Source organism: Sporichthyaceae bacterium (assembly GCA_036269075.1).
Lineage (GTDB): Bacteria > Actinomycetota > Actinomycetes > Sporichthyales > Sporichthyaceae > DASQPJ01.
The window spans coordinates 79,467-93,307 of the sequence record DATASX010000004.1 but is presented as its reverse complement, the minus strand read 5'-3'; the positions used below and the strand labels follow the sequence as shown (position 1 = coordinate 93,307).

The window sequence follows — 13,841 nt, the reverse complement described above, 5'->3', positions numbered from 1 at the left end:
GTTCGTACCTGAGCCGAGGCAGGCGTGTTGGTCGATCGCGGCCGGACGACGCCGCGGGCCTACGGCTTGTGGTCGTCGCCGCCCTTGTGGTCGTCCCCGCCCTTGTTGTCGTCGCCGCGGTGCTCGCACTCCTCGCGGTGGTGGCGGCGGTACAGGAAGTGCTCGCAGCGGTCGTGCCGGTCGGCAACCGAGCCGGTGCCGGTCGGGGCGCTACCGGCGGCAGCACCTGCGGGTGCCGCGGACATTGCGATCACGAAGGCGGCGCTGACCGCAGTCGCGACGGGGAGGATCGAGCGCAAGGCAGACTCCACGAAGTGTCGGACGACCGTCGAAGAACGGCCGAGGCGTCTGGTGAGAAGGGCGCAGTGGGCCCCGGGTGAAAGCTGTACCGGGTCCAGTCGGTCCGGCGATCCGGCGATCGCGGGGCCAACAGGTGAATACTTCCCTGCGCCCTACGGCACCTCCAGCAGCGCCTGTTCGACGACCTCCGTCAACGCCGGATGGATGTAGAGCACGTCGCGGGCGATGGCGTCGACGGTCTGGTCGAAGGCCATCGCCTGCAGCAGTGGCTGGATGAGGATCGCCGCGGCAGGCCCGATGATGTGCGCGCCCAGCAAGGTCCGTCGGCGCGGGTCGACGACGAGCTTCACGAAGCTCGTGTGGTCCTCCAACGCCCAGCCGTAGGCGGTCCGCGAGTAGGCGCGCTGGGCGATCACGTGCTCGATGCCGCGCTCGCGGGCCGCTTGTTCGGTCAGCCCGGCCGCGGCGATCTGCGGTTCGCCGAACACCGCGTGCGGGACCACCTTGTGCTGCAGTCGTCGTGGAGCCTCGGGGTGGGCGACGTTGTGCGTGACGACCCGCCCCTCGGCATTGGCCATGTGCTTGAGCTGGAAGTGATTGGACGAGTCCCCGAACGCCCAGACGCCGGGCACCGCTGTCCGGAAGTACTCGTCGGCCACCAGGTGCCCATGCTGATCGACCTCCAGCCCGCCGGCCGCGGCGTCGACCAGGTCGGTGTTGGGCCGCCGCCCGGTTGCCACCAGCAGCATCTCGGCCTCGACAACCGTCTCCCCCGCGGCCGAACGCACCGTCGCAACCACACCGGGTCCGCCGGGGGCGACTCGAGTCACCTGCGCCTCGAGCAGCACCCGGAAACAGCGCGACGCGAGCTCGGTGTAGCGCGCCGAGACGGCCTCGTCCTCAGCCATCAGCAGCCGCGGCCCGCGCTGCACGATCGTCACCTGCGACCCGAAGGACTGCAGCACGTGCCCGAACTCGGCGGCGATGAACCCGCCGCCGATCACGATCACGGAAGCCGGCAACTGGGGCATCCGCATGACCGTGTCCGAGGTGTGGAACGGCACGGTGTCCAGGCCGGGGACGTCCGGGATCACCGGGCGGGCCCCGACCGCGATCACGACCCGGTCGGCGGTGAGCTGCTCCCCGTCGACCTCGAGGACGCGGGGGCCGACGAACCGCGCCGAGCTGGTGTAGACGTCGATGCCGTGGGCGCGCCGGTACTCCCTCGCCTGTTCGTGGATCGGGTCGATCCGGCTGAAGATCCGCTCGCGAACGGCCGGCCAGTCGACGCCGTCGAGCCGGGCGTGCACCCCGAGCCGGTGCGCCTCCTGCGCCGAGCGGGCGACATCGGCGGCCACCACGTACATCTTCGACGGGATGCAGCCGCGGTTCAGGCAGGTCCCGCCGAACCGGTCCGGCTCGACGATCGCGGTTCGCAGGTGGGCCAGCTCGGAGGTCAGGAACGTGTTCCCGCTGCCCGCGCCGAGCACGATCAGGTCATAGGTGCGCACGGGAGCGAAGCTATCCGCCCGCCGACGGCGGCGAAAATGGCGCGCCCCGGGAAAGCCCGTCTGGCACGCTGCGGTGGTGAACAGGGGGGCGTACCGCGGCGTGTGGGCGGTCGGGGCGGCACGGCGCGTGCTGATCCTCGGCACACTGATCCGCATCCCGTTGTGGGCGGGCAACGTCGTGCTCACCCTGCACTTGGTCGGCCACCTGCACCGGTCCTACGCCGAGGCCGGACTGGTCGTCACGGCCGCGACCGTGGCCCTGGCGGTCAGCGGCCCGTGGCGGGGGCGCCGGGTCGACCGGGTGGGGGTACGTCGAGCCGTGACGCCCTGTCTGGCAGTGCTCGCGGCCTGTTGGGCGATCGCCCCGTTCACCGGATATGCGGCGCTGATGGCGCTGGCCTTCCTCGCCGGCCTCTTCGCGGTGCCGGTGTTCTCCGTGGTCCGGCAGGCGTTGATGTGCGCGGTCCCGTCGGATCGGCGCCGGGCGGCGCTGTCGGTGGACTCGGTGCTGGTCGAGATCTCGTTCATGATCGGCCCGGCGTTGGGGGTGCTGCTGGCGACCACGTTGCCGACACCGTGGGCGCTGTTCATCTGCGAGTTCGCCTCGATCGCCGGCGGCATCGCGCTGTGGGCGCTGGACCCGCCGGTGACCGCCGAGGTGGTGGTCGCGGACGCGGGCCAGATCGCCGAGGCATTCCGGTCCCGGCAGATCGTCGGGGTGCTGGTCGTGAGCGCGGCCACGGTGCTGGTGCTGACCGGCACCGAGGTGTCCACGGTCGCGGCCCTGCGCGACTGGCGACAGGGCCCGTGGATCGGGGCGGAGCTCGCCGTCTGGGGTCTGGGATCGGCATTGGGCGGCCTGGTCTACGGGACGTTGCACCGGCCGATCCCGGTCGCGGTGCTGCTGGCCGCGCTCGGCGCGGTCACGCTGCCGATCGCGGCCGCACCCGGTCCGCTCACGCTCGGCGCCGCGCTGTTCGTGGCCGGGTCGTGTTGCGCGCCGACCATCACGGCCACCGTCGACACGCTGTCGCAGTTGGTGCCGGATCACGCCCGCGGTGAGGCCCTCGGTTGGCACGGGTCCGCGATGACCGCCGGCGGGGCGCTCGGCGCCCCGCTGACCGGCCTCGCGATCGACCGGTCGGGCTGGGAGGCGGGCTTCGTCGCGCCCGCGGCGCTCGGCCTGGTGGTGGCCGTGGCGCTCGTCCCGCTGCCGACCCTGATCCGACGTCCGCTACGGAACCCGACGTCCTGACGGCGGGGGAAGTTCCGCGGGTCTACAACCAGCCGGCGCGCTGCGCGATGCCGATGGCGTCGATGCGGTTGCGGGCGCCCAGCTTGGTCATCGTCCGCGACAGGTAGTTGCGCACGGTCCCCTCGGACAGGCACAGCCGTTGGGCGAGTTCGCGCACGGAACTGCCGTGGGCGGCGTGGCGCAGCAGTTCCAGTTCCCGTTCGGTCGGCGTGTGCGCGGACCGGGCACCGACCGGCATCGGACCGGCGACGTGGACGCGTTCGCCGGCCGCGACCCGGCGGACCGCGTCGAGCAGGGCGGACGGTCCGGCATGCTTGCTGACCAGGCCGTGCGCCGCGTCGGCGAGCAGGCGCAGCAGATCCGGCGCCGGCCGACCGGCGGACAGCGCGATGACCCGGCACTCCGGGGCGATCCGGCCCAGCAAGGTGCACAGGCCGACGACCTCGCGCCCCGGGGCGTCGAGGTCGAGCAGCACGATGTCGGCGTCGGTGCACGCCACGGCCGCGACGAGTTCGTCGTCGGTCAGCGGGCTCCCGACGACGTCCATGTCAGGTTCGGTCGAGAGCAGGCAGGTCAGGGCCGCGGAGTGCAGTGCCTTCGGTTCGGTGACGACCACCCGGATGACCCGCCGCACCGTGGTCGGGCGACCGACCGCGTTCCGCGACTCCAACATGTGCGGGGTCGAGGGCGCGGGAACTCGCGCGTCCCGGTCGGTGTGGTCGGAAGAAGGGGGCACGCACCGGAATGTGAAGCATCCGGAAGCGCCCCACCATTGACGCTTGTCACCAGTTTTTGTTGATCATCTCCGCGGCCCGCCCGCGATGATCCACTGGTCCGGACCCGGGCACGCGCAACGCCTGGGCGCGGAACTCCGACGGCAGACACCCGTATCGGGCTCTGAACAGGCGATTCAGGTGTGAAAGGTCGCAGAAACCCCACCGGGTTGCGATGTCGGTGAGGGTGCGATCCGCGGCGCCGGCGGCCAACTCGCGGGCCGCCGCCGCGAGCCGAAGTCGCATCACGGTCTGCGCGAAGGTGTGCTCATTGTCCTCATAGAGGTTGTGAAGTTTGCGCGTCGAGATCCGGCAACGTTGAGCCACTGCGGAAACAGAAAGGTCGCCGTCGCGCAGGTTCGCCGCCAGATATCGGTTCACCGAGGCCCGCAGCGCCGCGTCCATCTCGGTGCGTCGGGACATCACCGGACGGGCGTCGCTGTCCGCGGCAGCGGCCAGCAGCGACAGGAACGCGCTCTCGGCCGCGGCCGCCGCAGGCCTGTCGAAGGACTCGATGTCGCGCCAGACGGCGGTCATCGTTCCGGTGACCAGATCGGCGAGGCCGGCGCCCGCGTGCGTCACCGCAGTGAACCCGCCGGGGTCGGCCAGCATGGGCACCAACCGCGACCGCGGCACCCGGAACGAGATGACCTGCCAGTCGCCGCGTTCGTCGCCGACCAGGTCCAACCGGTAGGGCTCGGTGGTGTCGAACATCGCGAATCCGCCCGGCGGGATGCGACAGGTCCGGTCCGCCTGCAGGCCCACGCAGACACCGCGGACCTGGAGGTGCACAAAGACGTCGTCGGCGACCGTGCGTCGCAACTCGGCCGGGCCGTGGGTCAGCGACTGGGTCCGGGAGCAGACCTCGGCACAGTGCGTGGTCATGAGCTCCGCCGAGCGCGCCCACCCGGCGTGGCCCTGCTCGGTCGGTTCTCCCCCACGGTGCTCGGGTTTGCGTTCGGCGGCGAGTGGCGTGCAGACCTGGCAGATGACCTCACGCCAGTAGCTGAACTGCTCGGCGACCGGCTTGTCGGCCGACGTCAGATAACGCACGGCGCAACCTCCTGCGACTCGGCGGCCAGCGTATTCGAGGCCGGCGCGTCGTGCACGCCGGTGCCGGCGCCGCTGCGGACAGGTTCAAGTCACGGGCGCCGGCAGTCACCGAGACTGCGCACGATGGCAGACGACGTCGATCCCGAACTGCGGCTGCGGCAGCTCCGGAGCAGGTGCCGGACGTTCGCTGCCGACGTGCTGCGCGGCGTCGACGCCGCCGCCTGCGCCCTGCCCACACCCGAGGAGCGATTCGCCGCGACCCGGCCCGCCTACGAACACCTGATCCGCGAAGGATTCCTGCGCGCCGCTCTGCCGGTCGCGGTCGGCGGCGACAACCACGGCTGGACCGAGACGGCAGTGCTCGCCGAGGAGCTGTACTGCGGCAGCACCAACGTCGCGATGACGCTGTTCGGCACCGTGCTGGGCCTGCAACCGATCGTGGCGGCGGGCACCGACGACCAACGCACCCGACTGCTCGCCCCGTTCCTGGCCGGCACCGGGGCGCCGCTGGCCGCGTTCTGCTCCAGCGAACCCGGCGGCAGCGCGAACCCGGCCGCGCCGCCGCCCGGCGACGGGGTGCGCACCCGCGCCGAGCGCACTGCCGGCGGCTGGGTGATCGACGGGCGCAAGAAGTGGGTGTCCTGCGCGACCGGCTGGGACAGCACCGGCGCCGACGTCCTCACTGTGCTGTGCCGCACCGAGGTGGACGCGCCGCCGGCCGCGTCGATGTCGATCATCGCGGTTGAGCGTCCGGTGCCCGGGCTGGCGCTGGACCGCGTCATCTCCTCCGTCGGCTTCCGGGCCCACCTCCTGCCGGAGTTCTCGCTGAACCAGGTGTCCGCACCGCAGGACAACCTGATCGGTGCCGCGGGCGCCGGGTTGCCGATCGCCGGCGCGGCCTTCGTCGGCGCATCGGCCTTGGTCGGCATGATGGCCGTCGCGTTGCTGCGCACGGCCTTCGACCACGCCTGGCGATTCGCGGCGACGGAAAGTCGCGGCGGCGTCGGGCCGATCCTCGACCACCAGGCCGTCGGCTACGGCCTGGTCGACGCCAAGACGAGCATCGAGGCCGTCCGCGCGCTGAGCCTGAGGGCCTGCTGGGCGCTGGACACCGGCCGGCCCGCGGCGGGTGAACTGGCCGCGCACGCCAAGGTGTTCGGCTCCGAGACGGCGGTCCGGGTCATCACCGACCTGATGCGACTGGTCGGGGTGGACAGCTACGACACCCGCGACCCGCTCGGCAACCTGCTGCAGGACGCGCTGGCGCTGCCGCTGTTCGGTGGCGGCAACGTCGGCGTGCGCCGTCGCGGCCTGCACGCCGTCCTGCAACGGCCCGACTGGGACCCACGCTCCACCGCGGAATGAGGAAAAACCCTTGGCACAGCGCACAATCATCGTCACCGGCGCCTCCAGCGGCATCGGACTGGCCATCGCGCAGGCCTATCTGCAGCGCGGCGACAACGTTGTCGGCAACGCCCGCACGATCGAACGCCTGGCGGCCGCGGCAGCCGCTGTCGGGGACCCGAAGAACTTCCTGCTCGTGCCCGGCGACATCGGCCGGCCGGAGACCGCGCACACGTTGTTCGAGCGCGCGACCGTGGAGTTCGGGACAGTCGACATCCTCGTCGCCAACGCGGGGATCTTCATCGCCAAGCCCACGGTGGACCTGACCGAGCAGGACGTCGACGCACTGGTGGACACCAACCTGAAGGGGTTCTTCTACCCGGCGCAGGCCGCCGCGCGGCACATGAGCGCCAACGGCTCCGGCCACATCGTCGCCATCTCCGCCTGCATCGCAATCCAACCCAGCGCGAAGTTGCCCGCGCTGATGTCGGTCATGGTCAAGGGCGGCATCAACGCCGCGGTCCGGGCGTTGGCGGTGGAACTGGCTGCCTCCGGCGTCCAGGTCAACGCGGTTGCCCCCGGGATCATCGACACCCCGTTGCTCCCCCGCGACGAGGCGACCTGGGAGTTCCTGCGGACCCTCGCCCCGTCGGGCCGGACCGGCCTCCCGCACGACGTCGTGGACGCTGTCCTGTACCTGACCGGATCGGACTACGTCACCGGCTCCATCATGACCGTCGACGGCGGATCCACCGCCGGGACCTGGTAGCCGATCGCGGGCGGGCGATACTGAGGCACGCACTCGCCGTGCCGCCCGAACCCGTTTCCGCGCACCGAGGAGACCGACGTGACGACCTCCGAGATCCAGCAGTCGACCGGCGCGGTCCAGGAGCAGCAGGCGCTGGATTTCTTCGCCGCCTGGGGCCGGTCCTTCGACGAGTGCTGCAAGTCCTTCGAGGACCTGTTCACCGAGAACACCCGCTGGGACCAGCGACCGGTCCCGGTCCTGACCGGCCCGCGACAGGCGATCCGGTTCCTCAAGTTCGCCCGGGTCACGATGGGGCTGAACACCATCGAGGTGGAGATCCGGCGCATCGTCTCGAACCGCGACGTGGTGCTCGTCGAGCGGGTCGACCGGCTGCGGCGCCGCGACGGCAGCCTGATCGTCGCCGCCCCGGTCGTCGGCGTGCTCACCTTCTCCGGCGGCGAACTGACCCACTGGCGCGAGTACTTTGACTCGGCCGAGTTCGTGGCCCGCTCACTGATCAACCTGGCCGGACACGGCGCCGGCCGGCTGGTCAGGAAGCTGCGCCGATAGGGCGCACGCGCGCCACTCGATGACCTTCGAATTGGTCGAGTCCGACAGCCACGCGGCTCAGTGGTTTTTTTCGGTTCGGCTGTGGTTGCTGTTCAGAGGGCCTATAGGAGAGTGCGGGTTCGGACCGTAACCACTGTGCAGGTCCGTTGCACTTCGGTCACCGGTTCCCGAGTCCGGTACCCCTGATCGCGGTAACCAACTACGGCGCCCGGCCACGGGTTCTTCGATCCGGATCCAGCGCGCGGCAAGGGCCGTCGGGGCCGCGACCCCGGCCGGGCGGCCCAACCGCGGCGCGCTGAATCCGGGTTCCGTAACGGCGAGCAACCAAGACCGCGGCGTCGCTCGACACCCGCCCCGACCATCGAAAACTAAGTTGGGGAAAACGCTAATTTCCCTTGCAGAGATGGGAAAACTCGACGAGAATAGTCTCATGTCGAACACCGGTTCGAACCAGGTCATGTCGGTCGAGGAGGCCTGGACTGGTTCGCGGCCACCGCGGGCGAGACCACCGGGACCGGCGCGGTCACCGACGGCACCGACGTGCTGGCCCGCATCGGGGTACTGGAACGGCAGATCGCGATGGTCCAGGGCGAGCAGGTCCTGGCCATGGCCGAATGGGTCGCGGACTCCCTGGACCGGCACGAGGCGGAGCGCCCCGCCTGGGTCGACCCGCAGACCTGGGAGCAGTCCCAGGAGTTGGACTTCGCCGAGCGTTCGGCCTACGCCGAGGTCGCCCTGGAGTTGGGCCTGGCCGACCGGACCAGTGATCACCGGGTCCACGTCGCGGTCGAGTTGACCCGGCGCCTGCCCGCCTCCGTGGCGGCGGTGTGCGCCGGGCGGATCACCCTGGCCAAGGCCCGGGTGATCCTGGAGGAGACCGCCGAGCTCGACGCCGAACTGCTCGAGGGCGTGGAGGCCGGGGTGCTGGGCAAGGCCGAGGGACTGACCCCGGCGAACCTGCGCCGGGCCACCCGCCGCGCCGTGGCCCGCCTCGACGCCAATGCGGTCGCCAAACGCCGCGCCAAGGCCATCGCGCAACGCTCGGTGAAGATGTGGGAGATCGGGGACGGGATGTCCGCCCTGGAAGCCACCCTGCCCACCCCGGTCGCACAGGCCGCCTTCGCAGTCATCGACGCCACCGCCCACCAAGCCATCACCCCCGGCGATGAGCGCAGCATCGACGCGGCCCGCGCCGACGCCCTGGTCGACCTGTCTGCTTCCCGCCCGACATGGCACCGCGGATCAGCTACCAGATCCAGGTCATCTCCACCGACCCCGACCTGAACGCCGACCCCACCCGCCGCCTCCCCACCGCGGCCCAGGCCCGCTAGGTGAAAGCCCGCGACCAGCACCGCGCGCACCCCGGTTGCCGGGCCACCCGCACCGAGCACGACCACACCACCGCCCACACCACCGGCGGACCGACCCTGACCAAGAACCTCGCACTGCGCTGCCCCAAACACCACCGCATCAAGCACCTACCCGGCTGGAGCGCCACCCAGGACCCCGACGGCATCGACCCGCCCACCGAGCGAGTTCTCCCGCCGCGTCCTGCGATCCCGGCACCCGACGAGAGCCCGCCTTTCTGATCAGTACACGTCGCGGACGTAGCGTCGTTCGGCGGTGAGTTTCCGGACGAACAGGTCGGCCTCGGCCTGGGCGAGATGGCCGTGCGTGGCGACGATCGAGCGCAGGGTGGCGTCGACGTCCTTGGCCATCCGGGTGGCGTCGCCGCAGACGTAGAGGTGCGCGCCGGCGCGCAGCCAGGACCAGAGCTTGGCGCCGTGCTCCCGCATCCGGTCCTGCACGTAGACCTTGGCGCGTTGGTCGCGGGAGAACGCAAGGTCGAGGTCGGTGAGCACGCCGTCGTGGTTCAGCGTCGTCAGCTCGTCCTGGTAGTAGAAATCGGTCGCGCGGTGCTGTTCGCCGAAGAACAACCAGTTCGGTGCGCGGTCGCCGCGGGCACGTCGTTCCTGGAGGAATCCGAGGAACGGTCCGACGCCGGTGCCGGGCCCGATCAGCACCGCGGGCACGGCGGGATCGTCCGGTGGCCGGAAGTGCGGTGCGGGCGCCACGCGCACCGGGACGGTCGAGCCGATGGGTGCATCGGCCAGGTGGGTGGAGCAGATTCCCTTACGGGCGTGCCCGGTCGGGCTGCCGTACCGGATGACCGAGACGGTCAGGCGCACCCGGTTGGGATCGGTCAGCGGGCTCGACGAGATCGAGTACTGCCGGGGTGCCAGCCTCCGTAACACGTCGGCCCATTCCTGCGGATCGGCGTCCACCGGATGCTCGGCGACCAGGTCGACGGCCTGACGGCCCCAGGACCACTTCGCGAGGCTGATCTCGTTGTCCGGGCGCAGTAGGGTACGGAGTTCGCTGCTGCCGTTGCGGTCGGCGACGAAACGCAGCAGCGCCGGGGTGATCCGGGTGATGTCCAGCTGTTCGCTCAGGGCGCCCCCGAGGCTGACGGCCGACCCTGCGAGTTCGATCTGGGAGTCGCCGTCCAGCCCGGTGGCGGTGAGGAATTCCTCGACCAGTTCGGGGCAGTTGCGGGCGGTCACGCTCAGGGCGTCGCCGACCTGATAGGTCAGTCCGGTGCCGGTCAGGTCCAGGACGAACTCCCGGACTTCCTTCTCCGCCCCAGGCCCGCTCAGCAGCCGGTTCTCGACCAGCGCCGCCGGGCGGGTGCTCCGGCCCGCGGCCGGTCGGCGCGCCGGAGGAGCCGCGGTGCTGGTCGCGGCCAGCGCCGCGATGACCTCCTCGAGCCAGGCGCCGGCGGGGCGGTCGTAGTCAGGTTCGCAGTCCACACGGGGAATCAGCGGTTGCGCGCCGAGCTGGGCCAGGCGGGTGTCGAGGCGCCGGCCGTGGCCGCAGAAGTCGTGGTAGTTCGAGTCGCCGAGCGCGAGTACGGCGTAGCGGGAGCCGGCCAGCCGGTTCGGTGCGGCATCGGCCAGCGACTGCCAGAACTGCTCGCCGTTGTCGGGGGATTCCCCGTCGCCGAAGGTGCTGCTGATCACCAGCAGGTCGACGTCGGCCGGAAGGTCGTCGACCGTGCAGTCGGACATGCAGACCACCGCCGGGCGGTGCCCGGCATCGGTCAGCCGATCGACCGCGGCCCCGGTGGCGAACTCCTCGGCGTTACCGGTCTGGGAGGCCCACAGGACGACCAGCCGGCGGGTCGGGACCGGCGGGGTATTCGGTGACGGGCCGTCGAAACCGGCCGGCTCCCCGGGGTGGCCGGCGGGAGCCGTCGGTCCGCGCGGGCCCGGCACGCGGGAGTACATGCCGGCCAGCACGCCGTTCACCCACAAAGCGTGGTCGGGGTGGAACGGGGCATCCGGCGGTAGGACCGGTACCGCCCCCTCCAGCGGGGTGGCCGCGACGCCGAGCAGGAAACCGGCTAGGAACTTACGTTCGTGCTCGGCCAGCACGGGCGGCGTTTCCGAGGTGATGCCGAAAACCGTGGCAGGCACAGGGATCTGAGGCGCGGACGCCGGTGCTTCGCCCCCGGAGGGCGCAGCGGGAATCGGGGCGGAAACCTTGGTGAGCCGCACGGCGCAGACCTTGAACTCGGGTTGGAACGACAGTGGATCGACGGCGTCGCTGGTGACGGCGTTGACGGTTAGGTATTCCCCGTAGCGGTCGTTCCAGTGGAACGGGGCGAACGCGGAGCCTTCCCGGACGCGGTCGGTGACCACAGCGGGCAGCACGGCGCGGCCCCGGCGGGACTCGATCTCGACCTGATCGCCGGAACGGATCTCCAGGCCGGCGGCGTCGGCGGGGTGGATCTCCACGAACGGCCCGGGGTCGAGCTTGTTCAGCTTCGCGATCGTCCCGGTCTTGGTCAGCGTGTGCCACTGGTGCGGCACCCGACCGGTGTTGAGCACGAACGGGTGGGCCTCGTCGGGTAGTTCGGCCGGCGAGACGTGCGGCCGGGGGTGGAAGACCGCTCGGCCGTCGGCGGTCGGGAACCACAACCGCGGGACGGTGCCGTCCGGGCAGATCCCCAGCTCCTGGCTCACTCCGTCGTTGAGGTAGCGGATCGGGTTGCGCACCGGCCCGCTCGGTGCGGCCGGCCACTGCACGGGCGTCTCGCGCAGTTGCTCGTAGGTGGCCCCGCGCAGGTCGTAACCCGTCCTCGGATTCCAGAACCGGCGGATCTCCTCGAAGACCTCCTCGGCGCCGGTGTAGGTGAAGGCCTCGGCGAAGCCCAGTTCGCAGGCGACACGAGCGATGACCTGCCAGTCCGGCAGGGCCTGGCCCGGCGGGGGGAGTAGCGCGGGCACCAACGTGAGGCAGCGCTCGGAGTTGACCATGACGCCGTCGCTCTCGACCCACATGGCGGCCGGCAGGACGACGTCGGCGTAGTCGTTGGTCTCGGTCGCGGCAAACACGTCCTGCGTGATCACCAGTTCGGCGGCCTCCAGGCCGGCCAGGACGGTGCTGCGATTTGCCACCGTGGCAACGGGATTCGTGCCGATGATCCAGCAGGCCTTGACCTGGCCGTCCGCCATCCGGGAGAAGAGGTCGATCGTGCCGGCGCCCACCTCGGTGCGCAGCGTGCCCGCCGGCAGCCCCCACAGGTCCTCGACGAAGGCGCGGTCCTCGGCGACCAGGACCGAGCGTTGCCCGGGAAGTCCGGGACCGAGGTAGCCCATCTCCCGGCCGCCCATGGCGTTCGGCTGCCCGGTGAGGGAGAACGGGCCGCTGCCCGGTCGGCAGATCGCCCCGGTGGCCAGGTGCAGGTTTACCAACGCGTTGGTGTTCCAGGTGCCCTGGACGCTCTGGTTCAGCCCCATCGTCCAGCAGCTCATCCAATTCACCGCCGAGCCGATCCACTGCGCCGCGAGCCGCAGATCCGCCTCGGCCAGACCGGTGAGCTGCGCCACGACCTCCGGCGGGTAGTCGGCCAGCAACTCCGGCATCAGCTCCCAACCGGTGGTGAACTCGCCGATGAATTCGGTGTCCACGGCGTTGTCGTCCACGAGCAGTCTCAGCAAGCCGTTGAGAAGTGCCAGATCGGTGCCGGGCGCGATCTGCAGGAACAGGTCGGCCTTCGCGGCGGTCGCGGTGCGCCGCGGGTCGACGACGATCAGCTTCGCCCCGGCCCTGACGCGGTCCATCATCCGCAGGAACAGGACCGGGTGGCAGTCGGCCATGTTGGCCCCGACGACCAGGAACACGTCCGCGTGGTCGAAGTCGTCGTACGAGCCGGGTGGGCCGTCCGCGCCGAGCGACAGCATGTAGCCGGTGGCGGCCGAAGCCATGCACAGACGGGAGTTCGACTCGATCTGGTTGGTCCCGACGAAACCCTTGGCCAGCTTGTTTGCCAGGTACTGCGCCTCCAGCGACATCTGCCCGGAGACGTAGAAGGACAGGGCGTCCGGGCCGTGCCGGTCGAGCAGGTCGCGCAACCCGTGTGCGGTCCGGGTGATCGCCTCGTCGACCGAGAGGGCGACGGGTCCGCTGCCACGCTCGGGACGGAACAGTGCGGTCTCCAGTCGCCCGGCCGCGTCGAACAGCTCGCCGCTGGTCGCGCCCTTGGTGCACAACCGGCCGCGGTTGGAGGGATGGGCCGGGTCGCCCGAGGCACGGATCGGCGCGGTCCGACCGGAGCGTTCGTCGGTCAGGTCCAGCACCACGCCGCAGCCCACGCCGCAGTAGGTGCAGACGGTCCGTGCCTGACGGACATCGGTTGTGCAGTCCACCCCAGAAATGTCGCGGCGTGACATTCTGCGGCTGTAGCGGTTCCGTTTCCGACAGATGACCGCACGTGCACCTCGGCCCGTCGGCCGCCGATTTCGGTCAGTCGCCGACCGCGTCCAGCAATGGGGCCAGCCGGCCGAGTTCGGCCTTGTGCAGGCTCGAGAGGGCCTCGATCCGGCGGGCTCCCTCGGGGGTCAGCGCCAGCCGGACCACTCGGGCGTCGGCCGTGTCGCGGCGTCGCTCGAGCAGACCGAGTTCCTGCACCCGGTTGGCCAGTCCGACCGCGGCATGCTGGCGAATGAGCAGGTAGGCGGCCGCTTCGCCGATCGTCGGGCCGCGGCGGTCGTGGTGTCCGCGCACGGCGAGCATCAGCTGGTGCTGGGCCGGGGTGAGCCCTTGCTCGGCCGCGCGTGTCGCACTCCAGGCGAGGAACTCGCGCAATCCGGTGCGGAACGCCAACAGCCGGGCGTAGTCCTCCTCGCGCACTGCATCGTCCACGGCGCCGATCATCCCGACCGCCTCGACCGAACAGTCACACGGGTGCCGCCCGGCGCTCTTTCGCCCGGGCGCGCGACCAC

General features: G+C 71.0%; 12 protein-coding genes. 6 read left to right on the top strand and 6 right to left on the bottom strand.

Features of this window, described 5'->3' with window-relative positions:
* Nucleotides 1–59: 59 nt before the first annotated feature.
* Both VHU88_00865 and VHU88_00860 read right to left on the bottom strand, forming a co-directional pair.
* Nucleotides 60–311 (bottom strand): hypothetical protein, encoded by a 252-nt coding sequence (locus VHU88_00865; protein ID HEX3610214.1) that lies wholly within the window; start codon nt 309–311, stop codon nt 60–62.
* Between the two features lie 141 nt (nt 312–452).
* On the bottom strand, nt 453–1,811 hold the full coding sequence (locus VHU88_00860) for a mycothione reductase (GenBank protein ID HEX3610213.1): 1,359 nt from the start codon (nt 1,809–1,811) through the stop codon (nt 453–455).
* A gap of 76 nt (nt 1,812–1,887) precedes the next feature.
* Between VHU88_00860 and VHU88_00855 the strand changes: the two genes are divergently transcribed.
* Complete coding sequence (locus VHU88_00855) at nt 1,888–3,066, top strand: MFS transporter (protein ID HEX3610212.1); 1,179 nt, start codon at nt 1,888–1,890, stop codon at nt 3,064–3,066.
* Between the two features lie 22 nt (nt 3,067–3,088).
* Here the strand turns inward: VHU88_00855 and VHU88_00850 are convergent, their stop codons facing one another.
* Together VHU88_00850 and VHU88_00845 are read right to left on the bottom strand one after the other, a co-directional pair.
* Nucleotides 3,089–3,802: a response regulator transcription factor gene (locus VHU88_00850; GenBank protein HEX3610211.1), complete on the bottom strand. Its 714-nt coding sequence runs from the start codon at nt 3,800–3,802 to the stop codon at nt 3,089–3,091.
* 46 nt (nt 3,803–3,848) lie between these two features.
* The gene (locus VHU88_00845; GenBank protein HEX3610210.1) at nt 3,849–4,892 is read right to left on the bottom strand and encodes a helix-turn-helix domain-containing protein; all 1,044 of its coding nucleotides are present in this window, start codon (nt 4,890–4,892) and stop codon (nt 3,849–3,851) included.
* Nucleotides 4,893–5,015: 123 nt separating this feature from the next.
* Here VHU88_00845 and VHU88_00840 point away from each other — a divergent pair, with 123 nt between their 5' ends.
* The 5 genes from VHU88_00840 to VHU88_00820 all read left to right on the top strand — a co-directional run bounded on the left by VHU88_00840 (nt 5,016) and on the right by VHU88_00820 (nt 9,143).
* Nucleotides 5,016–6,257 (top strand): acyl-CoA dehydrogenase family protein, encoded by a 1,242-nt coding sequence (locus VHU88_00840; GenBank protein HEX3610209.1) that lies wholly within the window; start codon nt 5,016–5,018, stop codon nt 6,255–6,257.
* Nucleotides 6,258–6,267: 10 nt separating this feature from the next.
* The gene (locus tag VHU88_00835; GenBank protein HEX3610208.1) at nt 6,268–7,005 is read left to right on the top strand and encodes an SDR family oxidoreductase; all 738 of its coding nucleotides are present in this window, start codon (nt 6,268–6,270) and stop codon (nt 7,003–7,005) included.
* A gap of 78 nt (nt 7,006–7,083) precedes the next feature.
* Nucleotides 7,084–7,554 carry a limonene-1,2-epoxide hydrolase family protein gene (locus VHU88_00830; protein HEX3610207.1) on the top strand — a complete coding sequence of 157 codons (471 nt, stop codon included), beginning with the start codon at nt 7,084–7,086 and terminating at the stop codon, nt 7,552–7,554.
* A 540-nt stretch (nt 7,555–8,094) separates the two neighbouring features.
* Nucleotides 8,095–8,838: a DUF222 domain-containing protein gene (locus VHU88_00825; GenBank protein HEX3610206.1), complete on the top strand. Its 744-nt coding sequence runs from the start codon at nt 8,095–8,097 to the stop codon at nt 8,836–8,838.
* A 47-nt stretch (nt 8,839–8,885) separates the two neighbouring features.
* A complete protein-coding gene (locus tag VHU88_00820; GenBank protein ID HEX3610205.1) occupies nt 8,886–9,143 on the top strand; it encodes an HNH endonuclease signature motif containing protein in 258 nt (85 codons plus the stop codon).
* Here VHU88_00820 and VHU88_00815 read toward each other — a convergent pair whose 3' ends face one another.
* Nucleotides 9,144–13,265, bottom strand: coding sequence for a bifunctional nitrate reductase/sulfite reductase flavoprotein subunit alpha (locus tag VHU88_00815; protein HEX3610204.1), 4,122 nt, complete (start codon nt 13,263–13,265; stop codon nt 9,144–9,146).
* Nucleotides 13,266–13,362: 97 nt separating this feature from the next.
* Nucleotides 13,363–13,761, bottom strand: a complete 399-nt coding sequence (locus VHU88_00810) for a MarR family winged helix-turn-helix transcriptional regulator (protein ID HEX3610203.1) — start codon at nt 13,759–13,761, stop codon at nt 13,363–13,365.
* Nucleotides 13,762–13,841 lie beyond the last annotated feature (80 nt).